The organism is Pseudomonas sp. VA159-2 (assembly GCF_024126635.1).
GTDB classification, from domain to species: domain Bacteria; phylum Pseudomonadota; class Gammaproteobacteria; order Pseudomonadales; family Pseudomonadaceae; genus Aquipseudomonas; species Aquipseudomonas muyukensis.
Genome location: NZ_JAMYBV010000007.1, coordinates 197,488 through 217,197, shown reverse-complemented (window position 1 = coordinate 217,197; position 19,710 = coordinate 197,488). Strand labels below are relative to the sequence as shown.

The 19,710-nt window shown below is 65.5% G+C and carries 17 protein-coding genes; 10 read left to right on the top strand and 7 right to left on the bottom strand.

Translation table 11 applies throughout. The features are described 5' to 3' along the window. The first annotated feature begins 43 nt into the window (after positions 1 to 43). Positions 44 to 955 (top strand): LysR substrate-binding domain-containing protein, encoded by a 912-nt coding sequence (locus NJG22_RS09600; RefSeq protein WP_253094047.1) that lies wholly within the window; start codon positions 44 to 46, stop codon positions 953 to 955. Positions 956 to 1,089: 134 nt separating this feature from the next. On the opposite strand, the gene NJG22_RS09595 is transcribed toward NJG22_RS09600, so the two are convergent. Together NJG22_RS09595 and NJG22_RS09590 are read right to left on the bottom strand one after the other, a co-directional pair. Beyond that, positions 1,090 to 1,773, bottom strand: coding sequence for a hypothetical protein (locus NJG22_RS09595; protein WP_253094046.1), 684 nt, complete (start codon positions 1,771 to 1,773; stop codon positions 1,090 to 1,092). A 216-nt stretch (positions 1,774 to 1,989) separates the two neighbouring features. Then, complete coding sequence (locus tag NJG22_RS09590) at positions 1,990 to 2,910, bottom strand: LysR substrate-binding domain-containing protein (RefSeq protein ID WP_217847774.1); 921 nt, start codon at positions 2,908 to 2,910, stop codon at positions 1,990 to 1,992. A 173-nt stretch (positions 2,911 to 3,083) separates the two neighbouring features. Between NJG22_RS09590 and NJG22_RS09585 the strand changes: the two genes are divergently transcribed. From NJG22_RS09585 to NJG22_RS09560, 6 genes are all read left to right on the top strand, one after another. Next, on the top strand, positions 3,084 to 3,857 hold the full coding sequence (locus NJG22_RS09585) for a YqcI/YcgG family protein (protein ID WP_253094043.1): 774 nt from the start codon (positions 3,084 to 3,086) through the stop codon (positions 3,855 to 3,857). 2 nt (positions 3,858 to 3,859) lie between these two features. After that, the gene (locus tag NJG22_RS09580; protein ID WP_253094041.1) at positions 3,860 to 4,492 is read left to right on the top strand and encodes a LysE family translocator; all 633 of its coding nucleotides are present in this window, start codon (positions 3,860 to 3,862) and stop codon (positions 4,490 to 4,492) included. Positions 4,493 to 4,517: 25 nt separating this feature from the next. Next, positions 4,518 to 5,603, top strand: a complete 1,086-nt coding sequence (locus NJG22_RS09575; protein WP_253094040.1) for a hypothetical protein — start codon at positions 4,518 to 4,520, stop codon at positions 5,601 to 5,603. Positions 5,604 to 5,728: 125 nt separating this feature from the next. Next, entirely contained in the window at positions 5,729 to 6,418 is a 690-nt protein-coding gene (locus NJG22_RS09570) for a sel1 repeat family protein (protein ID WP_253094103.1), read from the top strand. Between the two features lie 231 nt (positions 6,419 to 6,649). Next, positions 6,650 to 7,267 carry a ferric reductase-like transmembrane domain-containing protein gene (locus NJG22_RS09565; RefSeq protein ID WP_253094038.1) on the top strand — a complete coding sequence of 206 codons (618 nt, stop codon included), beginning with the start codon at positions 6,650 to 6,652 and terminating at the stop codon, positions 7,265 to 7,267. Between the two features lie 21 nt (positions 7,268 to 7,288). Beyond that, on the top strand, positions 7,289 to 7,777 hold the full coding sequence (locus NJG22_RS09560) for a DoxX family protein (RefSeq protein ID WP_253094035.1): 489 nt from the start codon (positions 7,289 to 7,291) through the stop codon (positions 7,775 to 7,777). A gap of 57 nt (positions 7,778 to 7,834) precedes the next feature. Here the strand turns inward: NJG22_RS09560 and NJG22_RS09555 are convergent, their stop codons facing one another. The 3 genes from NJG22_RS09555 to NJG22_RS09545 form a co-directional block, all read right to left on the bottom strand. Further along, positions 7,835 to 10,981 (bottom strand): CusA/CzcA family heavy metal efflux RND transporter, encoded by a 3,147-nt coding sequence (locus tag NJG22_RS09555; protein ID WP_253094033.1) that lies wholly within the window; start codon positions 10,979 to 10,981, stop codon positions 7,835 to 7,837. A gap of 15 nt (positions 10,982 to 10,996) precedes the next feature. Continuing rightward, on the bottom strand, positions 10,997 to 12,214 hold the full coding sequence (locus NJG22_RS09550; protein WP_253094032.1) for an efflux RND transporter periplasmic adaptor subunit: 1,218 nt from the start codon (positions 12,212 to 12,214) through the stop codon (positions 10,997 to 10,999). Positions 12,215 to 12,376: 162 nt separating this feature from the next. Continuing rightward, entirely contained in the window at positions 12,377 to 13,591 is a 1,215-nt protein-coding gene (locus NJG22_RS09545) for a TolC family protein (RefSeq protein WP_253094029.1), read from the bottom strand. 215 nt (positions 13,592 to 13,806) lie between these two features. Here NJG22_RS09545 and aroQ point away from each other — a divergent pair, with 215 nt between their 5' ends. Both aroQ and NJG22_RS09535 read left to right on the top strand, forming a co-directional pair. After that, the gene (aroQ, locus tag NJG22_RS09540) at positions 13,807 to 14,256 is read left to right on the top strand and encodes a type II 3-dehydroquinate dehydratase (RefSeq protein ID WP_253094027.1); all 450 of its coding nucleotides are present in this window, start codon (positions 13,807 to 13,809) and stop codon (positions 14,254 to 14,256) included. Beyond that, the gene (locus NJG22_RS09535; protein WP_253094025.1) at positions 14,253 to 15,113 is read left to right on the top strand and encodes a shikimate dehydrogenase; all 861 of its coding nucleotides are present in this window, start codon (positions 14,253 to 14,255) and stop codon (positions 15,111 to 15,113) included. The genes aroQ and NJG22_RS09535 overlap by 4 nt, the downstream gene beginning before the upstream one ends. 42 nt (positions 15,114 to 15,155) lie before the next feature. On the opposite strand, the gene NJG22_RS09530 is transcribed toward NJG22_RS09535, so the two are convergent. Both NJG22_RS09530 and quiC read right to left on the bottom strand, forming a co-directional pair. After that, positions 15,156 to 15,818 carry a TetR/AcrR family transcriptional regulator gene (locus NJG22_RS09530; RefSeq protein ID WP_253094023.1) on the bottom strand — a complete coding sequence of 221 codons (663 nt, stop codon included), beginning with the start codon at positions 15,816 to 15,818 and terminating at the stop codon, positions 15,156 to 15,158. Between the two features lie 119 nt (positions 15,819 to 15,937). After that, positions 15,938 to 17,830, bottom strand: coding sequence for a 3-dehydroshikimate dehydratase QuiC (quiC, locus tag NJG22_RS09525; RefSeq protein ID WP_253094021.1), 1,893 nt, complete (start codon positions 17,828 to 17,830; stop codon positions 15,938 to 15,940). Positions 17,831 to 18,275: 445 nt separating this feature from the next. Here quiC and NJG22_RS09520 point away from each other — a divergent pair, with 445 nt between their 5' ends. Then, the gene (locus NJG22_RS09520) at positions 18,276 to 19,649 is read left to right on the top strand and encodes an MFS transporter (protein WP_253094019.1); all 1,374 of its coding nucleotides are present in this window, start codon (positions 18,276 to 18,278) and stop codon (positions 19,647 to 19,649) included. Positions 19,650 to 19,710 lie beyond the last annotated feature (61 nt).

Here is a 19,710-nt window from a genome sequence, read left to right as displayed (position 1 = left end):
TGCCATTCATACCGGACACTAATGTCCGCAATAGGAGCGAGATATGGACAGCCTCAGCGGCTTCGTGGTGTTCAACCGAATCGCCGAAGCCGGCAGTTTCGTCGCCGCCGGCCAGTCCCTGGGGATCAGCGCCTCGGCGGTGGGCAAGCGCGTGGCGCGCCTGGAGCAACGCCTGGGGGTGCGCCTGTTCCATCGCAGCACCCGCAGCATTACCCTGACCGCCGAAGGCGCGTTGTTTCTCGAGCGCAGCCAGCGCATCCTGGCCGAGATCGAAGCCACCGAGCAGGCGCTGTCCCAGGCCAGCAGCACCCCACGCGGGCGCTTGCGGGTCAGCCTGCCGCAGGTCACCGGGCTGGTGATGCCGGCGCTGGCCGAATTCATGGCGCGCTACCCGGACATCGAGCTGGACCTGGACTTCAGCGACCGCATGGTGGATATCGTCGGCGAAGGCTTCGATGTGGTGATGCGCGGTGGCCAGCCGCTGGATTCGCGCCTGAACGCCAAGTTTCTCGGGCACTTCCAGCACCGCCTGGTCGCCTCCCCGGCCTACCTTGCCGCACACGGCATACCGCAGCACCCGCGCGATCTGGCCGGGCACCGCTGCCTGCACTACCGCTTTCCCAGCACCGGCAAGCTGGAAGTCTGGCCGCTGCGCCGGGAGCACCCCGAGCAGGACTACGCCATTCCCATCGCCATGGTCTGCAACCATGTCGAAACACGCATCTGCTTCGCCCTCAATGATCGCGGCATCACCTGCCTGCCGGACTTCAGCGTGCACAAGGAGCTGGCGGCCGGCAGGCTGGTGAGCGTGCTCGAAGGGTTCATGGAGCGGCGCGGCAGTTTTTACCTGCTGTGGCCCTCGGGCGGGCAGATGCCGCCGAAGTTGCGGGTGTTCATCGACTTCATGGTGGAGCAGCTATTGCTGAAAAACGGCCGTGATCAGGCGCGGCGGTAGAGTTGCAGGCGCTTGGAGCGGTAGCTCGGCACTTAGCCTGCGCGGTGGCAGAAGCTTGCCCTTAGTCATTCCTTGCCGACATTCACCTCGCCTGATCACTGCCTGGAGACTGTTCATGAAACCTTCTTCTACAATTAAGTGGCAGACAACCCATCACCCTGTCTATTCTCGGCCACAGAATAGACAGCTTTTTTGTCGGAAGAGCTGAAAACAACCTTCATACTAATATACAAACCACCATTTTCCAGATACTCCACCTCATATAAAAACTCAGCCCTAAGATTGTATAACCCCGACAGAGAGGAAAGCGCCTTATGGGCTGGATGATCATGATCATCCAAAATACTTTTTACTGACACCCCGGAGTACGCCCCAACTATTTCCTCATAGCGGCTTTTAGAGTTTTTTTCAACGATCACCATATCCATTGGGGAAATAAGCACTTCTCTATCATCAGCCTCACACATCAAATGAGAGCTCAACGTCAGCACATCTTTCTTAATATTGAGCGGCCCAGGTACTTGATGTGACGGATTGGCAATACTTCTCGCAGGCCCAAACTCGTAAAACCTACATACTCCCCAAGCCTCATAAGTATCCACAACCTGGTAATTAACATATTTCTGATCCCCCCTGGGTATAGTAGTTACCGAAGCGATCTGTCCACTTTTTAACTGTATTTCGCTACGCCAAAATGAGCCATTGCTCGTCGCCAGCTCCTCATAAGTAATTTCGAAAGGAAAATCATCATCCACTTGCCAAACCCCACGTACACTCCCTTCATCGGATGCTGTAACAGACTTCGTTTCACGAGCCATATTCGTACCCTCTCATCGCATTCAGCCCAATGCCGATTCAACGCTATTGTCACGCCGAAAAGGGGGATCAGAAACTAGTAAAGTTAACAGGTGAACCGTTGTGAGTACGGGAAGAGCAGACGTTGTACGCACCAAACGCCCGGCAAGATCAAGCAACGCACGGTATAGCATTAGACACTACGGCCTAGAGCCGATAGCCGTCACTACGAAGCAGTATCACCCATACAGATAACTGATGTCCTTGTGCGCCAACGCCGGCACCTGCGCCACCAGATAATCCCGCAGCTTGTGCATCTGGTGGGCCTTGGGGCTGGCCTTGAGCCAGGTCATGTAGTAGCCGTCGCCGGTGGCCACCGCCTGGGGGAATGGCGTGACCAGGTTGCCCGCCGCCAGGTCGGCGCTGGCCAGCACCAGGTCGACCACCGAAATGCCCAGGCCTTGCTGGGCCGCCGAGATGCCCTGGTCGAGGGTGTCGAACACCTGGCCCTGGTCGATGCCGATCTCCAGGGCGTCCAGGCGCGCCAGCCAGCGCCGCCAATCACGCCGGTCCGGCGAGGGGTGCAGCAGCTCGCAATCGTCGAGCACCGACAGCGGCGGCGCGGGGTTGCCAAGGTAGCCGGGGTGGCACACGGGGATCAGCCACTCGTCGAACAGCTTGAGGCTCTCGACCTCGGCCGGGAAACGGCCGTTGCCCAGGAGGATGGCGCAGTCGTAGGGCTCGGAATAGAAATCCACCGCGTCGATGTCCATCCACACGCTGGACAGCTGCACCGCGCAGCTGTTGTCGGCCTTCTTGAACCCGTCCAGCGCCCGCAGCAGCCAGCGCACGGTGAGCGTCGACGGCGCCTTGAGGCGGATGCCGTAACGGTCCTGGCGCAACAGCGCGCAGGCGTTCTCGATGATCTTGAAGCCGACTTTGAGCTCCTGGGCCAGCAGCCGGCCGTGCTCGGTCAGGCGCAACTTGGGGCCGCGGCGCTCGAACAGGTCGCAACCGAACAACGCCTCGAGGGTCTTGATGTGATGGCTGACCGCGCCCTGGGTCAGGGCCAGTTCCTGGGCGGCGCGGGTGAAAGAGCCGTAGCGCGAGGCCACTTCGAAGGCCCGCAGGGCATGCAAGGCTTGAATCCGTTCTGACATGAGCGCCTTCCAGAGCATTAGCAAGGCTCATAGTAGGTCATAGTTCCAGGCGTTTTACAACGCAGCTACCCTCACGGAAAATGCAGCTAAATAACAATTTTATATAGCCAACCCGCATGGATATGACGGAAAAATCACCTTGACGTGGTCACATCGATAGACCTGGGGAAATCATGTTTACAGGGTATGGAAACTGCTACCGCCTGGATGCGCTAGAGCTGGCCGATGAACATGTGCACAACCGGCACCACTGGACGCACAAGACCATAGAACACTTCAAGCAGACCCTGGCCAACCCCGACTTCCCTTGCCTGTTCGGGCGCAAGGCGGTCACCGCGCGCACCTGCCATGTGATTTTCGCCCGTGCCGAGCGCTTGGCCGACGATATCGCCCGGGGCCTGGCCGACTACATCCGCACCGTCGAACCGCTCCCGCTCAAGCAGCGCATCGGTCACCCGCTGCTGGTGTTTCTGCAAACCGACCCGGCCACCACGCTCGCCGCCCAGCAGGGCCTGGCCTGGGAGGTGTTGCACCAGGTTCACGCCCGCGACCCGCAACCCTGGCCAGCCGAGGTGCCGCAAGACCCCCACGACCCCCGCTGGGCGTTCTGTTTCGCCGGCATGCCGCTGTTCGTCAACATGAGCTTCCCCGGCCACCAGCTGATGAAAAGCCGCAACCTGGGCCGGCACATCACCTTCGTCATCAACCCCCGGGAAAGCTTCGACGAAGTGGCCAGCGCGGGTACCGAAAGCGGCCAGCGCATCCGCGCGCGCATTCGCGACCGGGTGCACCACTACAACGACGGCGTTATGCCAGACTCCCTTGGTTTCTTCGGCCAGGACGACAACTTCGAGTGGCGCCAATACCAACTGCAGGAGCCCGGCTCGCTGAACCCGGCGCGCTGCCCGTTCCATACCGCAACTGCTGCCCCCCTGATCGAGAACTGAACGTGAATACCGCACTGACCGCCACCTACGCCCTCACCGTCCTGCTGCTGATCGCCACCCCTGGCCCGGTGGTGGCACTGATCGTCAATACCGCCGCCGCCTCGGGCTCGCGCAAGGCGCTGTTCACCGCCGTGGGCACCAACTGGGCGTCACTGGTGCTGATCGGCGCCGCGGCCTGGATCATCATGACCAGCGCGGCCATCGACAAGACCTGGCTCAATGGCATGAGCCTGCTGGGCTGCCTGTTCATCGGCTACATCGCCCTGGGCACCCTGCGCGAAGCCATGCAACCCGCGGCCGACAGCCCCGCAGCGGATACGCCGGTGGCGCAGCCGGGGCGTGGCGGCATGCTGCAGGGCTTCATGGTGGGTATTTCCAACCCCAAGGACATCATCTTCTTCATTTCCTTTTTCCCGCAGTTCATCCAGATCACCGAATCGTTCGGTAAAAGCATGCTGGTGCTGTCGTTGCTGTGGATCGCCATCGACTTCGCCGTGCTCAGCCTGTACATCTTCGCCATCGGCAAGCTCGCCTCGCCGCGCAGCAACCGTGTCATCAGCCTGGCCTCCGGCGTGGCGCTGCTGCTGATCGCAGGCGTTGGCCTGGCTTACAACCTCAAGGCGCTGGCGGCCTGAGCCGAGCACCGTCCAAGGAGCGCCCGTGACCCCGATCGACGACACCCCGCCAGGCAGCCCACTGCCCCAGGACTACCAGCACTTTCTGCAACGGGGCAGCCGGCGGGCGCCGCAGATGCTCTACCTACACGAGCGCGGCTACCGCTCCGGCACCATCAACACCGATGCCCTGGGGCTGCGCTACAGCTACTGCGCCGGCAAGCGCTTCTCGGTGGCCGAGCGCGGTGGCGCGGCGCGGGTCAATGTGCTGGTGGGCGGTTCCACGGCCATGGGCATCGGCGCCAGTTCCGACCAACACACGGTGGCCTCATACCTGTCGCAGCTGACCGGCGAGGTCTGGCTGAGCCTGGCCGGTTGCGGGCTCAACGCGACCCAGGAGCTGCTGTTGTTCCTCACTCACCAGCACCGCTTTGGCCAAATCGGTCATGTCGTGCTGCTCAGCGGCCTGAATACCCTGGCCCAGGAGACCCTCGGCGAAGTGCTGGCTGGCAGCCAGGACCCGCACAGGGCGCAGGCCTACCAGGACTTCCTCAACCGCTTCAACGAAGGCGTGCCGGCGACTGACCCACCACGCCGCGAATCGCTCTGGCAACGCCTGGGCCAGGCCTTGGCTCCACGCCGCTTGCCGCCATGGCCAGACATCGAACCGCTGTCGAGCCCGGATAAACGCCTGGTCCGCGCCGCCGACAGCATCGGCCGCACCTTGCGGCAATGGGACCGCTTGCTGGCCGACGGCCATACCACCCTCACCTTCATCCTCCAGCCATTGCTGCCCTGGTGCCGGGAAACCCTGCCGGGCGGCGAGCAGGCCATGCTGGCCGCGCTCGAGCGCCACCCGTCGAACTTCGACCGCCTGATCGGCAGCGCTTTCGACAACCAACTGCGCATGGCCTTTTTCCGTCGTATCAAGAGCCAGGCCGAGCCCATCCCCTGCTACGACATGAACTGCATGCTCGGCAGTTCGCCGGCCTTCGCCCAGGACTTGTTCGTCGACCGCCTGCACTTCAATGACCTGGGCAACAATGCCTTGGCCAAAGTCATCACCGCCAAGCTCGGCCTGGCCCAGGAAAACCACGCCCTGCGCAAGGTTTCACCGATCAAGCCGGCCTGATGGCGACATGCCGGGCTTTCGGCGAAGCACGCTGGCTGGCTAGAATACGCCGTCGTCGCTCCTGATCCGCCTGAGGCACACGCGTACCTGCCATGACTTACCCTGTCGTCCCCCAGCTGTTGGCCATGCGCGCAAGCCGTGCCACCCTCTTGCCCCTGTTGCTGGCGGCCTTTGGCGTGCAGGCGCTGGAGGTAAACATCGATCCCCATGCCGACCTGCTGTATCGCCAGGCCCTGCCGTTGCTGGAACTGGCCGACAGCCAGGAGAACAGTGCCAGCCCGCTGCGCGCCTCGGCCAGGGATCCGGAGCTGAGCCGCCAGGGCCAGGCCATGGCGCATACCCTGCCGTCGGCCGTGGCGCTGCTCAAGCGTTCGGTCGCCCTTGGCCATCCGGTAGCCCAGTATCGCCTGGCGCTGTACTACACCACCTACCTGCCTGCCGGGCAGATCGCCGATGCTGCTTGCCCCTTGCTGGAGGCCAGCCTCAAGCAGGGCTTCGCGCCGCCAGCCCTGGCCATCGCCCGGTGGTGTACCCCCTACAATGCCAGCCCGGCCTACCGCGAGGCGTTGGAAGCGGTCCCCAGCATGGCCACCTTGTATGCCCCCTACTACCCACAACCGGCGACGCGCCTGGCCTGCAGCCGCTCCCGACCGCAGGGGTTGCAGATGCAGTGGGGGCGCCAACGCGACTATCAAGCGGAAATCTACCGCTTGCTTGGCGAGCTCGACCCCCAGCAACGCCAGGGTTTCCTGCAAAAGGCGGTGGAGATCAACGGCTGCGCCGCCGCCCAGCAACGCCTGGCCAGCCAGCGCTAAGTGAGCGCCCGCACCCGCACCAACCTCCCGCAAGCGCCAGTCTTGCTGGCAAACCCGGCGCCGCGGTGGATGGCACCGGCTGCGCCGGTGTTCGCCGGCAAGCCGGCGCCTACACAGTGATACAGAACCCCCTGTAGCGCGACACACTGCAGATACCCCGCCACCGCACACTCCCGGCCACCATAGCGCGAAGGCAGCCCGCCCTCGCCGCCTGCTCCGGGAAAATTACCCATGAAAGCCCTGCCCTCCGGCTGGAAGCTGTTCACTGCCCTTGCCGCCCTCACCCTGCTGATGACTGGCGCAGTGCTGCTCAGCCAACCGCTTGGCGTCGAAGGCCTGCGCAGTGCCATCCGCGCCACCGCGCGCAGTTCCTTCGCCTTGTTCCTGGCGGCCTTCCTCGCCTCGGCGCTGGTCACCCTGCTGCCGGGCGCGGCCAGCCGCCAACTGCTGCGTGAGCGGCGCTACATCGGCCTGGCCTTCGCCTTCTCGCACAGCGTGCATGGGGCACTGATCTACCTGTACGCGCAACGCTACCCCGAGCTGTTCTGGGCAGGTCGCACCGCCGTGGCGAACATCCCCGGATCGCTAGGCTATCTGTTCATCCTGCTGCTGACCCTGACCTCGTTCAAGGCGCCCATGCGCCTGCTCGGGCCACGCCTGTGGAAGCGCCTGCACAGCACCGGCACCTGGGTGCTGGCCGCGGTGTTCTGCCTGTCGTTCTACAAGCGCATTCCCCTGGGCGGTTGGTATCCCCTGGCCTTCGCCCTGATGTTCGCCGCCATCGCCCTCAAGCTGATCGCCAAGCAAGCCCAGCGCCTGCGCCGCGCCGCCCCCTCGTTGTCCCACTGACTCAATGCAAGGAGCCTCGACATGCTGACGCAAACCCTTACCCGCCCTTTCAGCGCCCTCGAGCGTGCCGGCAACTGGGGCGCCGACCTGCCACTACGGCTGTTCCTGGCCTGGGAGTTCTTCGAATCGGGCCTTGAGAAGTTCAACGGCAACAACTGGTTCGCCGACCTGCAAGGCAGTTTTCCATTCCCTTTCGACCTGCTGCCGGCCGGATTGAACTGGCAACTGTCGATGTGGGCCGAGTTGATCTGCCCGCTGCTCTTGCTGCTGGGGCTGGGGACCCGACTGGCGTCGGCGGTGCTGATGGTGGTGACGATGGTGGCGATTGCCGCGGTGCACTGGCCAAGCCAATGGTCGAGCCTGGCGGAACTGGGCCGCGGCTATGCGATCACCGACCAGGGGTATGGCAACTTCAAGCTGCCGTTGATCTACCTGGTGGCGTTGTTGCCGCTGCTGTTGAAAGGCGCCGGAAGGTTGAGCCTGGATCACTGGCTGCGGCGCCGGCGCTGACTCAAGGGCACCCTGCCTGTAGGCGCCAGCAAGGCTGGCGCCTACAGCGTTGCCGGGTCAGGCAGGCTCGGTCTCGTCACGCCGATGCGCCCATTGGTACAACGCTGGCAACACCAGCAAGGTCAGCGCCGTCGACGACAGGATGCCGCCGATCACCACCGTCGCCAGCGGCCGCTGTACCTCGGCGCCGGTACCGGTGGCCAGGGCCATCGGGATGAAGCCCAGGGATGCCACCAGCGCAGTCATCAGCACCGGGCGCAAGCGGGTCAGCGCGCCCTCCTCGACCGCGGCGCGCAGGCCGCGCCCCTCTTCGCGCAGGCTGCGAATGAAGGCGATCATCACCAGGCCATTGAGCACCGCCACCCCCGACAGCGCGATAAAGCCCACGCCCGCCGAGATCGACAACGGGATGTCGCGCAGCCACAACGCCAGCACGCCACCGGTGAGGGCGAAGGGAATGCCGGTGAAGACCAGCACCCCGTCCTTGAGATTGTTGAACATCATCAGCAACAAGGCCATCACCAGCAGCAGTGACACCGGCACCACCACCCGCAGGCGCTCGGCAGCCGACTGCAACTGCTCGAACTGGCCACCCCAGCGGGTCCAGTAGCCGGGTGGGATCTGCACCTGGTCGATCAAGGTCTGCGACGCCTGCTCGACGAACGACCCCAGGTCACGCCCGCGCACGTTGGCGCTGACCACCACCACGCGCTTGCCATCCTCGCGGCTGACCTGGTTCGGGCCCAGCTCGAGGTTCAGCGTGGCCACCTGCGCCAACCGGATGAAACCGATCTGCGTCGCGCCGCTCGCGGCATTGGCGGGCACCGGGATCAGCAGGCTGGACAGCCCATCGACATCGGTGCGCAGCGCTTCGGACAGGCGCACCACCATGTCGAAGCGACGGTCGCCCTCATACAGCGTGCCGGCGCTGCGCCCGCCCACGGCGATGGCGATGGCGTCCTGCACATCGCCCACGTTCAGACCGTGGCGCGCGGCCTTGTCCCGGTCGATATCGATGGTCAGCACCGGCAGGCCAGTGGTCTGCTCGACTTTCACCTCCGAAGCCCCCGGCACCTGCTGCAGGCTGGCGGCGATCTGCGCGGCGGTGCGGTTGAGCACCGCCATGTCATCACCGAACACCTTCACCGCAACATCGCTGCGCACCCCGGAAATCAACTCGTTGAAGCGCAGCTGGATCGGCTGCGACAGCTCGTAGTTGCTGCCCGGCACGCTGGCGGCGGCCTTTTGCACCTCGGCGATCAGCGCCTCGCGCGGCTTGCCAGGGTCCTGCCACTGCTCGCGCGGCTTGAGCATCACATAGGCGTCGGAGATGTTCGGCGGCATCGGGTCGGAGGCGATCTCGGCGGTGCCGGTACGGGCGAACACCCGCTCGACTTCGGGCACCTGGGCGATGATGGCCTGTTCCAGGCGCTGCTGCATGTCCACCGACTGCGACAGGCTGGTGCCCGGCACGCGCAGGGCCTGCAAGGCGAAATCGCCCTCGCTGAGGCTGGGGATGAACTCGCTGCCCATGCGGCTGGCCAGCACGCCCGACAACAGCACCACCGCGGCAGCTGCGGCGAACGCCAGGTTGCGCCGGCCCAGCACCCAGTCCAGCACCGGCGCGTAACGGCGGCGAGCGGTGCGCATGACCACGCCCTCCTCTTCCTTGACCTTGCCGGTAACGAACAGGGCAATCGCCGCCGGGACGAAGGTCACCGAGAGGATCATCGCCCCCAGCAGCGCCATCACCACGGTGAACGCCATGGGGTGGAACATCTTGCCCTCGACCCCGGTCAGGGCAAAGATCGGCAGGTACACCACCATGATGATCAATTGCCCGTAGATCAACGGTCGACGGGCCTCGCGGGCGGCGGCGAACACCTCGTGGAAGCGCTCGGCGCGGGTCAGCATGCGCCCGTGGCGCTGCTGGGCATGGGCCAGGCGGCGAATGGCGTTCTCGACGATCACCACCGCGCCGTCGACGATGATGCCGAAATCCAGCGCCCCCAGGCTCATCAGGTTGGCGCTGACCTTGTTGCCGAACATGCCGGTGAAGGTGAACAGCATCGACAGCGGAATGACCATGGCGGTGATCAGCGCCGCGCGGATGTTGCCCAGGAACAGGAACAAGACGGCGATGACCAGGATCGCGCCTTCGATGAGGTTCTTCTTCACCGTGGCGATGGCCTTCTCGACCAGGTTGGTGCGGTCGTACACCGTGATCGCCACCACGCCCTTGGGCAGGCTGCGGTTGATTTCCTCGAGCTTGGCCGCCACCGCCTGGGACACCGTGCGGCTGTTCTCGCCGATCAGCATGAACACCGTGCCCAGCACCACCTCGCGGCCGTTCTCGGTGGCGGCGCCGGAGCGCAGCTCCTGGCCCAGGCCGACCTGAGCCACGTGGCTGACGCGAATCGGCGCGCCGTCGACGCTGGAAATGACGATGTTGGCAATGTCCTCGGCCGAGGCTACCTGGCCTGGGGCGCGGATCAGCAACTGCTCGCCGTTGCGCTCGATGTAGCCGGCACCGACGTTGGCGTTGTTGCGCTCGAGCGCCGCGATCAGGTCGTTGAGAGTCAGCTTGTAGGCCGCCAGGCGCTTGGGGTCCGGGGCGATCAGGTACTGCTTGGCGTGGCCGCCGATGCTATTGACCTCGGCCACCCCCGGCACGTTGCGCAGCTGCGGCTTGATGATCCAGTCCTGGATCACCCGCAGGTCGGTGGCGGTATAGGCCGTGCCATCGTCCTTGAGCGCGCCGTCCCTGGCCTCGACCGTCCACAGGAAGATCTCGCCCAGGCCCGTGGAGATCGGCCCCATGGCCGCCTCGATGCCCTCGGGCAACTGTTCGCGGGCCACCTGCAGGCGTTCGTTGACCAACTGGCGGGCGAAGAAGATATCGGTGGCGTCATCGAAAATTACCGTCACCTGCGACAACCCCGAACGCGACAGCGAACGGGTCTGCTTGAGGCCGGGCAAGCCGGCCATGGCGGTCTCGATGGCGAAGGTGATGCGCTGCTCGGTCTCCAGCGGCGAATAGCCGGGCGCGGCGGTGTTGATCTGCACCTGCACGTTGGTGATGTCAGGCACCGCGTCGATGGGCAGTTTCTGATAGCTGTGGATGCCCACGGCGGCCATCAGCAGCACGGCGAGCATCACCACCAGGCGCTGCTCGATGGCGAACTGGATAAGGCGTTCGAACATGAAAGGTGTCCCCGGTCAGTGGCTGTGTTCGGCCGAGCCTTTGCCCAGCTCGGACTTGAGGACGAAGCTGCCGGCGGCGGCAACCACCGTGCCGGCTTCGAGCCCCTCGCGGATCTCCACCTGGTCGCCATCGCGGCGCCCGGGCGTGACCGCACGGGCCACGAAGCCCTCGGCGGTGCGGGCGAACACCACGGTCTGCGCCGCCCATGTCTGCAAGGCGCTTTGCGGCACCACCACGGCGGCATCGAAACGCTCGACGGTGACCGCGATATTGACGAACAGGCCCGGGCGCCAGGCGCCGTTGGGGTTGTTCAGGGTGGCGCGTACGGTGGCGGCGCGGTTCTGCTCGCCGAGCAGGCTGCCGACATAGTTGACCTTGCCCTGCACCTGGGCACCGAGGTCCGGGGCGCTGACGGTGACGCCGCGGCCACTGACCATCTTGTCCAGGTCACGCGGGGCCACGGCGAAGGTGGCCCAGACCCGGTTCAGGTCGGACAGGGTGAAGGCGTTGCTGGTCTCGTCCACCACCTCGCCCACGGTCAGGTGCTTTTCCACCACCACCGCGTCGAAGGGCGCGCGCAACTCGAAGCGGTTGCCCTGGCCGGCCGGGGCCACGGCGGCCACCTTCTGCCTGGCGTTGGCGGCGGCGATCTCGGCCTCCTGCAAGGCCTGGCGGGCTTGCAGGTAGTCCTGCTCGGCGCTGATGCGCTCCTGCCACAGTTGCTGTTCGCGGCTGAAGGTCAGCCGGGCCAGCTCCAGGCGGCGCTGGGCGGCCTGCTGCTCGCTGCGCAGTTCGGAGATCTGCTGGCTGGCGATCACCGCCAGCACCTGGCCGCGCTTGACTGCCTGGCCGAGTTCGGCCTGGACCGACTCGACCACGCCTGGCACCCGGGGCACCACATGGGCGGTGCGGTCTTCGTCGAAACGGATCTCGCCGGGGAAGCTGATGGCGGTGCCCAGGGTCTGCGGGCCGGCGGTGCTCAGCTGCACGCCGGCGGCCTGGATCTGCTCGGCGCTGAGGTGCAGCTTGCCCTCTTCCTCGGCGTGGTTTTCGCCCTCCTCTGCAGCGGCGCCGTGGCCGTGTCCGTCGTCCTTGCCTTCGCCAGGGCCGTGGTCGTCGTGCTGGGCCTGGTCACTGGAGGCCTGGCCGAGATTGCCGGTCCAGGCCAGGCCACCCAGGCCGAGGGCGGCAATGGCGGCGGCGAGGATGGCGAGTTTGCGTGGGTTGGTCATTGTTGCTCCTGGTTCCAGGCTGGGGCGTTACCTCGTCGGGGCCGCTGTGCGGCCCATCGCGACACAAGGCCGCTCCCACAAGGTTTTGGTATCGATCGTCAGTTCTGCGCGTTCCCTGTGGGAGCGGCCTTGTGTCGCGATGGGCTGCGTAGCAGCCCCCTTTCACAGCGCGTCCGAGAGCTCGCCGTAAATCCGCTCCACCTGCGCCCGCGCATCGGTGGCCGAAGCCAGTGCGTCCAGGTACAGCCCCCGCGCCTCGATCAGCGTGCGCTGCGCATCGAGCACATCGAGGAAGGCGAACTTGCCCATCTCGAAGCCACGGGTGGCGGTATCCACCGCCTGCTGCGCCGACGGCAGGATGGTGCGGTCGTAGGCCTGCACCTCGCCCATGGCCGTGGCCCATTGCTCGAGGGCGCTGCGGGTGTCGCTGCGCAGGCGCAGCTCGACGGCGTTGCGCAGGTCGCGGGCCTGGTCGCTGCGCCGCGCAGCCGCCAGCACGTTGCCCTGGTTGCGGTCGAACAACGGCAGTGGCATCGACAACCCCACCACGTTGACCCGCTCGCGGTCCTCGCGGCTGTACTGGCTGCCCAGGCTGACGGTGAGGTTGGGGATCCGCTGGGCCTTTTCCGAGCCCAGGCCGGCCTCGCCGCGCTCGACCTGCGCGGCAGCCAGGCGCCAGTCGACGGTTTGCTCGACCTTGGCCAGCAGCAGCTCGGCACGTGGCGCCGGGCCAGGCGAAAGGCTGGCACTGTCGAGGCGGTCGAAGCCGACCTCGGCGCTGCCGGTCAGCCGTGCCAGGGCTTGCCGGGCGACGCTGCGTTCGGCCTGGGCGCGGCGTACCGCTGCCTGGGCCTGGGCCAACTGAACCTGGGCACGGGTCGCTTCCACCGGCGAAGACTGGCCAGCCCGCACCCGCCCTTCCACTACCCGCAACCCGCGCTCGGTCAAGGCCTGGGACTGCTGCGCCAGCTCCAGCGCAGTCTGCGCGCGCAGGGCCGCATGGAAGGCCTGGATCACGTCGGCGCGCAGGCCGTTGCGCTGGCGCTGCAGCTCAAGCCGGGCCACGGCCTGACCGGCCTCGGCGACCTCGATGCGCGCGCCGCGCTTGCCGCCCAGTTCCAGGGCCTGGCTGAGGGTCACGGTGGTGGTGCTGGTGTTGCGCCGGGTGTCCTCGACCTCCCAGGCCAGCTCGGGGTTGGGCAATAACCCGGCTTGGCGGCGCTCGCCCTCGGCAATGCCGATTTCACGACCGACAGCGGCCAGTTCGGGGTTTTGCGCGAACGCGGCGCTGAGCGCCTGGTCCAGGCTCAGGCTCTGGGCGCTGGCGGGGCCAGCCAGGAGCAGGCAGAGCCAGGCGATCTTGCGGGGGATGGGCACGGCGGAAGTCCTCGTCGGCAAGCGGCGGAATGCTTTGGCGTGGGACTTTAAGGAGCGCAGGTTATCGGGGCGGTGGCATGAACATTACAATTCTGTCATCAACACCCCGCCTACGATGTGCGATTACCGCCCGAATCATGGCAGCAGCAATTGACGAAACTAACCAGGTAGTACAAATATTCAAGGCATCCAACAACAACAAAGCGATGCCCGCCATGCCCCCCCGAATCCTCGTGCTCAACGGCCCCAACCTGAACCTGCTGGGCTGCCGCGAACCCACCCAATATGGCCAGCAAAGCCTCGCCGACCTGGCCAGCCTGTGCGCCGCCAGCGCCCGCGACCAGGGCCTTGAGCTGGAGTTTCGCCAGACCAACCACGAAGGCGAGCTGCTCGACTGGATCCACGCTGCCCGTGACCGCTGTCACGGCATCGTCATCAACCCCGCCGCCTGGACCCACACCTCGGTGGCCATCCGCGACGCCCTGGTCGCCGCCGAACTGCCGGTGATCGAAGTGCACCTGTCCAACGTGCACAAGCGCGAGCCGTTCCGCCATCTGTCGTTCGTCTCGGGGATCGCCGTCGGGGTGATCTGCGGCCTCGGCAGCCAGGGCTACGTCATGGCCCTGAGCTACTTGCGCCAGGCCCTGAAGGAGCAAGCGGCATGAGCAGCCAAGGCATCCTCGCCGGCCTGATCGGCCGTGGTATCCAGGCCTCGCGCACGCCAGCGCTGCACGAGCACGAAGGCGACGCCCAGGCCCTGCGCTACCTGTACCGGCTGATCGACGCCGACCAACTGGGGCTACCCGACAGCGCCCTGGCGCAGTTGCTCGAGGCGGCGCAACGCACCGGTTTTACCGGGCTGAACATCACCTTCCCGTTCAAGCAGGCGATCCTGGCGCTGCTCGATGAGCTGTCGGACGAGGCCCGCGGCATCGGCGCGGTAAATACCGTGGTGCTGCGCGATGGCAAGCGGATCGGGCACAACACCGACTGCCTGGGGTTTGCCGAGGGCTTTCGCCGCGGCTTGCCGGATGTCGCCAGGCGCCAGGTGGTGCAACTGGGCGCGGGCGGTGCTGGCGCGGCGGTGGCCCATGCGCTACTGGGCGAAGGGGTCGAGCGGCTGCTGGTGTTCGAGGTGGACCTGGCCCGCGGCCAAGGCTTGGTCGATAACCTTTGCCAACGCTTCGGCAGCGGCCGGGCCATGCTTGGCAGCGACCTGGCGGGCGCCCTGGCCGAGGCCGATGGCCTGGTCAACACCACGCCGGTGGGCATGGCCAAGTTGCCAGGCACGCCACTGCCGCCGGCCCTGCTGCATGCCGGGTTGTGGGTGGCGGAGATCATCTACTTCCCGTTGCAGACCGAGCTGCTGCGCCACGCCAGGGCGCTGGGCTGCCGCACCCTCGATGGCGGCAGCATGGCGGTGTTCCAGGCGGTCAAGGCGTTCGAGCTGTTCAGCGGTCGGGCAGCCGATGCCGGGCGCATGCAGGCGCACTTTGCCCACTTGCAGCGTGGCGGCGTGTAGGCGCCCTGGCTCACCCCGTAGGCGCCAGCCTCGCTGGCGCGTTCAGGCCTTGATGTAACGCATCACCGCCTCGCAGATCATCTGCTTGTGGCGGTCCTTGACCTGCTCGTCGGCCAGGTCGATCTGGAAGATATCGCCAAAGGTGTGGCGATTGGACACCCGGTAGAAGCAGAACGAACTCATCAGCATGTGCAGGTCGATGACCTCGATGCCAGGCCGGAACACCCCCTCCTGCACGCCGCGCGCCAGGGTGCGGCCCAAGGCCTGCAGCACCAGGCTGCTCATCTCGCGTATGGCCGGGGACTGCTTGACGTATTCGCCGTAGTGAATGTTCTCGGTGCAGACGATGCGCACGAAATCGACGTTGCGGTCATGGTGGTCGAAGGTGAATTCCACCAGCCGCTGGATCGCCTGCTCGGCGGGCAGCGACTCCAGGTCAAGGCTGTGCTCGGTCTTGCGGATGTCGCCGTAGAGCTTGACCAGGCACTCGACGTACAGCTGCTCCTTGCTGCCGAAGTAGTAGTAGATCATGCGCTTGGAAGTGGCGGTGCGCTCGGCGATGGCATCGACCCGGGCGCCGGCCAGGCCCTGCTGGACGAACTCGGTGATGGCGGCCTGGAGAATGTTCTCGCGGGTCTTTTCCGGGTTGTTCTTGCGCGATTTGCGCAGCCCTTCGACTTCAGGCTTGGCTACCGAATCACTCATACCGACTCACAGGCTCGTTTTGGGAATCCGGGCGATTATCCGTGAGCACGGCGATGCAGGGAAGCGCGGTGTTGGCCGGCCCCTGCGGTGCAGGCGCCAGCCTTGCTGGCGAACAGCGTCTAGGCGATGCCCTTGCGTGCTTTGGCCATCGCCGCCAAACGCACCGCCACGTTGGCCGCGCCATAGCCGGCATAGCCGCCCTTGCGCTGCAGTATCTCGAAGAAGAAGCGCCCCTCGAACGCCTCGGTGTACACATGGAACAGCTCGCCGCCCTGGGCATCGCGGTCGTACAGCACGTTGTAGTACGCAAGCTCGCTGAGAAACTCGTCATCGAACTCGAAGCACGCCGCCAGGTCGTCGTAGTAGTTCAGCGGGATCTCCAGCAATGGCACGCCAGCATCCTTGGCCCGCGCCACCTCGCCGAAGATGTCGTCGCAGGCGAAGGCAACATGGTGCACGCCCGAGCCTCGGTAGCTGGACAAGGCGTGGGCAATGGCGGTGTTGCGGTTCTCGGAAATGTTCAGCGGCACGCGCACGCTGGCGCAGGGGCTGCGCAACGCCCGGCTCTTGACCAGGCCGTAAGGGTCGGGCAGTACCACTTCATCGTCGGCGGTGAAGTCGAACAGGCTCTTGTAGAACAGCACCCAGCTGTCCAATGCCTCGGCCGGCAACGCCAGGGCCATATGGTCGATCCGCAGCAGACCGCCGCTGGCCTGGGCGGCGCCGTCCAGGTGGAAGTCGCTGTGGTAGATACCCTGCCCCGCGCCCTCCCCTTGCACCAGGTACAACAGGCTGCCATCCGGCGCGCGCACCGCCGGGATCTCGCGCTCGTTGGGGCCCACCAGGCCACGGAACGGCTGGCCCCGATAGGCTGTGGCGCGTTGCAGCGCCCCCTGGGCATCGCTGACCCGCAGCGCAGTGGCGCACAGCGACGGCCCATGGGCCTCGAAGAAGTTGTGGGCGAACGAATAAGGCTCGGCATTGAGCACGATATTGATATCGCCCTGGCGCAACAGGCTCACGGCCTTGCTGCGGTGGTGGCCGGCCGTGGCGAAACCCAGGCGCTTGAGCCAACCCTGCAGACGCGCGCCGACGGCTTCGTCGACCGCGAACTCAAGGAATTCCACGCCTTCGTAGCGGCTGGCCGCAGGCGGCGCGAACAGCACGTCCGGCACCAGGCTGCGCGCCTCGCGCTGCAGGTGCAGGCGGGTCTTTTCTTCCAGGTACAACAAGGAGCGCAAGCCGTCGGCCGCCGTCTGCCGGGGGGGCGCTGCGCGAAAGCCATCGTTGAAGATCTCCAGCGACAAGGGGCCACGGTAGCCGCTGGCCAGGATCGGCGCCAGAAAGCCTGCCAAGTCCAACTCGCCCTGCCCTGGAAAACAGCGAAAATGCCGGCTCCACTCCAGCACATCCATGGCCAGGATCGGCGCATCGGCCATCTGCACGAAGAAGATCTTCTCGCCGGGGATGTCGCCGATGGCCCCTGGGTCGCCCTTGAGCGACAAGGTGTGGAAGCTGTCGAGGATCACCCCCAGCGCCGGGTGGTCAGCCTGGCGCACGAGGTTCCAGGCCTGCTGGTAGGTATTGACATGACGGCCCCAGGCCAAGGCCTCATAGCCGATGCGCAAGCCGCGTGCGCCGGCGTGCTCGGCCAGCAGGCGCAAGTCGTCGACCAGCAGTTGCTCATCGCCCAGGGCATCGGCCTGCACATTGCTGCACACCAGCACCAGGTCGGTGCCCAGCTCGTGCATCAGGTCGAACTTGCGCTCGGCGCGGTCCAGGTGCTTGCGCAGTCGCTCGCGCGGGCAGCCTTCGAAGTCGCGAAACGGCTGGAACAGCGTGATGGCGATACCCAGGTCGGCGCAGCGCTGACGGATCTCGCGGGGGCTGCCGGCGTAATACAGCAGATCGTTCTCGAATATCTCGACGCCATCGAAGCCCGCGGCAGCGATGGCCTCGAGCTTTTCAGGCAGGGTGCCACTCAAGGACACGGTTGCAATCGAACGCTGCATGGGGGAGTTCCTTGTTGTTGGGGAGGGCCAGTGGCGCGTTGGCCTTGTCACCGGGCTAGCCTGCGCGCCCAGGAAAAAGACCCGGACCTGCCACGTCGCGCCTGGCACGATCGATTATTCGCAGGTAAAGTCGCCGTCGCAACGAACTTTGTACGGAACAGTTAGTTTTCGTTCGATTATCGAACACAACCCCGTCTGGCGAATTGCTTCCGCGGCCCTCGTGCACAACCATGAGCAGCAGTCGCAGGTCAGTCCCGGTCATTCGGCGGGCCCTGCGCTGCAACGCCCAACGTCACCACATAATAAGTTCAAGAAAACGGGTACCGACCTATGCACACCTTGCTCGCCCTGCGATCCGCAATGCCTCGTTGGTCTTCTCCCCATAGCCGTCGTTCGTGCCCCCAGCACTGACCCACCGGCCCCTGACAAGAACAACGGAGACAACATGGCTCATTCAAGCGCCCAAGCGCGCAAAGCCACTGCCAGCGGCTGGATCGGTTCTGCCCTGGAGTACTACGACTTCTTCATCTATGCCCAGGCCGCGGCGCTGATCTTCCCGCAGATCTTCTTTCCCTCCAGCGACCCGAAGATGGCCATCATCGCCTCGCTGGCCACCTACGGCGTCGGCTACCTGGCGCGCCCGGTCGGCGCCTTCGTGCTCGGCCACTGGGGCGATACCCGCGGTCGCAAGAACGTGCTGCTGCTGTGCATGTTCCTGATGGGCCTGTCGACCATGGCCGTGGGGCTGTTGCCCACCTACCACGACATCGGCCTGCTGGCCCCGGCGCTGCTGGTGGTGCTGCGGCTGATCCAGGGCTTCGCCGTGGCCGGCGAGATTGCCGGGGCCAGCTCGATGATCATGGAGCATGCCCCGTTCGGGCGCCGCGGCTATTACGCCAGTTATACCCTGCAAGGCGTGCAGGCCGGCCAGGTGATGGCGGCGGCGGTGTTCCTGCCGTTGGCCTATTTCATGCCCAGCGAAGCCTTCAACGAATGGGGCTGGCGTATTCCCTTCCTGATGAGCGCGGTGGTGCTGATCGCCGGCTTCATCATCCGCAAGGAGGTGCACGAAACCCCGGCGTTCGTCCAGCAAGAGCAACAGGCCAAGGTGGTCAAGTCACCGATCAGCGAGGCCTTGCGCCACAGCTGGCGACACATGCTGCTGGTGATGTTGATGGCCCTGATGAACGTGATCCCGGTGGTCGCCACCATCTTCGGCGCCGCCTACGCGGTACAGCCGGCCTACGGCATCGGCTTCGACAAGAGCGTGTACCTGTGGATCCCGGTAGTGGGCAATATCGTCGCGGTGCTGGTGATACCCTTCGTCGGCAACCTCTCCGACCGGATTGGCCGGCGCCCGACCATGATCGCCGGCTGCCTGGGTTCGGGGCTGCTGGCATTCGCTTACCTGTACGCGATCAGCATCCAGCACGTGCCGCTGGCGTTCGCCGCCTCGATCGTCATGTGGGGCATGGTCTACCAGGGGTACAACGCGGTATTCCCCAGCTTCTACCCAGAGCTGTTCCACACCCGCCACCGGGTCTCGGCCATGGCCATCGCCCAGAACATCGGCACCATGGTCACCGCCATGCTGCCGGCGCTGTTCGCCACCGTGGCGCCACCTGGGTCGGATAACATCCCGCTGGTGGTCGGTGGGCTGACGTTGGTGATCACCTGCGTGTGCGCCTTCGCCGCCTACCTGGCGCCGGAAACCCACCGGTTGGCGATGGAAGACCTGGGTAACCCGCACGCGCGGCCGATGGCGCGCGAGGCCTATGAGGCCAATCGCCAGGAACAACTCAAAGCCCTCGGCCATTGAACTGAACGCGTGCGAACCAAGGTTCGTGCTCGTCAATGAGCCGATCCCCGGGGCACCCTGC

Coding starts and splice junctions, on each gene's coding strand:
- NJG22_RS09600 (WP_253094047.1), top strand. CDS start 44: ATGGACAGCCTCAGCGGCTTCGTGGTGTTCAACCGAATCGCCGAAGCC.
- NJG22_RS09595 (WP_253094046.1), bottom strand. CDS start 1,773: ATGGCTCGTGAAACGAAGTCTGTTACAGCATCCGATGAAGGGAGTGTA.
- NJG22_RS09590 (WP_217847774.1), bottom strand. CDS start 2,910: ATGTCAGAACGGATTCAAGCCTTGCATGCCCTGCGGGCCTTCGAAGTG.
- NJG22_RS09585 (WP_253094043.1), top strand. CDS start 3,084: ATGTTTACAGGGTATGGAAACTGCTACCGCCTGGATGCGCTAGAGCTG.
- NJG22_RS09570 (WP_253094103.1), top strand. CDS start 5,729: ATGCGCGCAAGCCGTGCCACCCTCTTGCCCCTGTTGCTGGCGGCCTTT.
- NJG22_RS09565 (WP_253094038.1), top strand. CDS start 6,650: ATGAAAGCCCTGCCCTCCGGCTGGAAGCTGTTCACTGCCCTTGCCGCC.
- NJG22_RS09560 (WP_253094035.1), top strand. CDS start 7,289: ATGCTGACGCAAACCCTTACCCGCCCTTTCAGCGCCCTCGAGCGTGCC.
- NJG22_RS09555 (WP_253094033.1), bottom strand. CDS start 10,981: ATGTTCGAACGCCTTATCCAGTTCGCCATCGAGCAGCGCCTGGTGGTG.
- NJG22_RS09550 (WP_253094032.1), bottom strand. CDS start 12,214: ATGACCAACCCACGCAAACTCGCCATCCTCGCCGCCGCCATTGCCGCC.
- aroQ (WP_253094027.1), top strand. CDS start 13,807: ATGCCCCCCCGAATCCTCGTGCTCAACGGCCCCAACCTGAACCTGCTG.
- NJG22_RS09535 (WP_253094025.1), top strand. CDS start 14,253: ATGAGCAGCCAAGGCATCCTCGCCGGCCTGATCGGCCGTGGTATCCAG.
- NJG22_RS09530 (WP_253094023.1), bottom strand. CDS start 15,818: ATGAGTGATTCGGTAGCCAAGCCTGAAGTCGAAGGGCTGCGCAAATCG.
- quiC (WP_253094021.1), bottom strand. CDS start 17,830: ATGCAGCGTTCGATTGCAACCGTGTCCTTGAGTGGCACCCTGCCTGAA.
- NJG22_RS09520 (WP_253094019.1), top strand. CDS start 18,276: ATGGCTCATTCAAGCGCCCAAGCGCGCAAAGCCACTGCCAGCGGCTGG.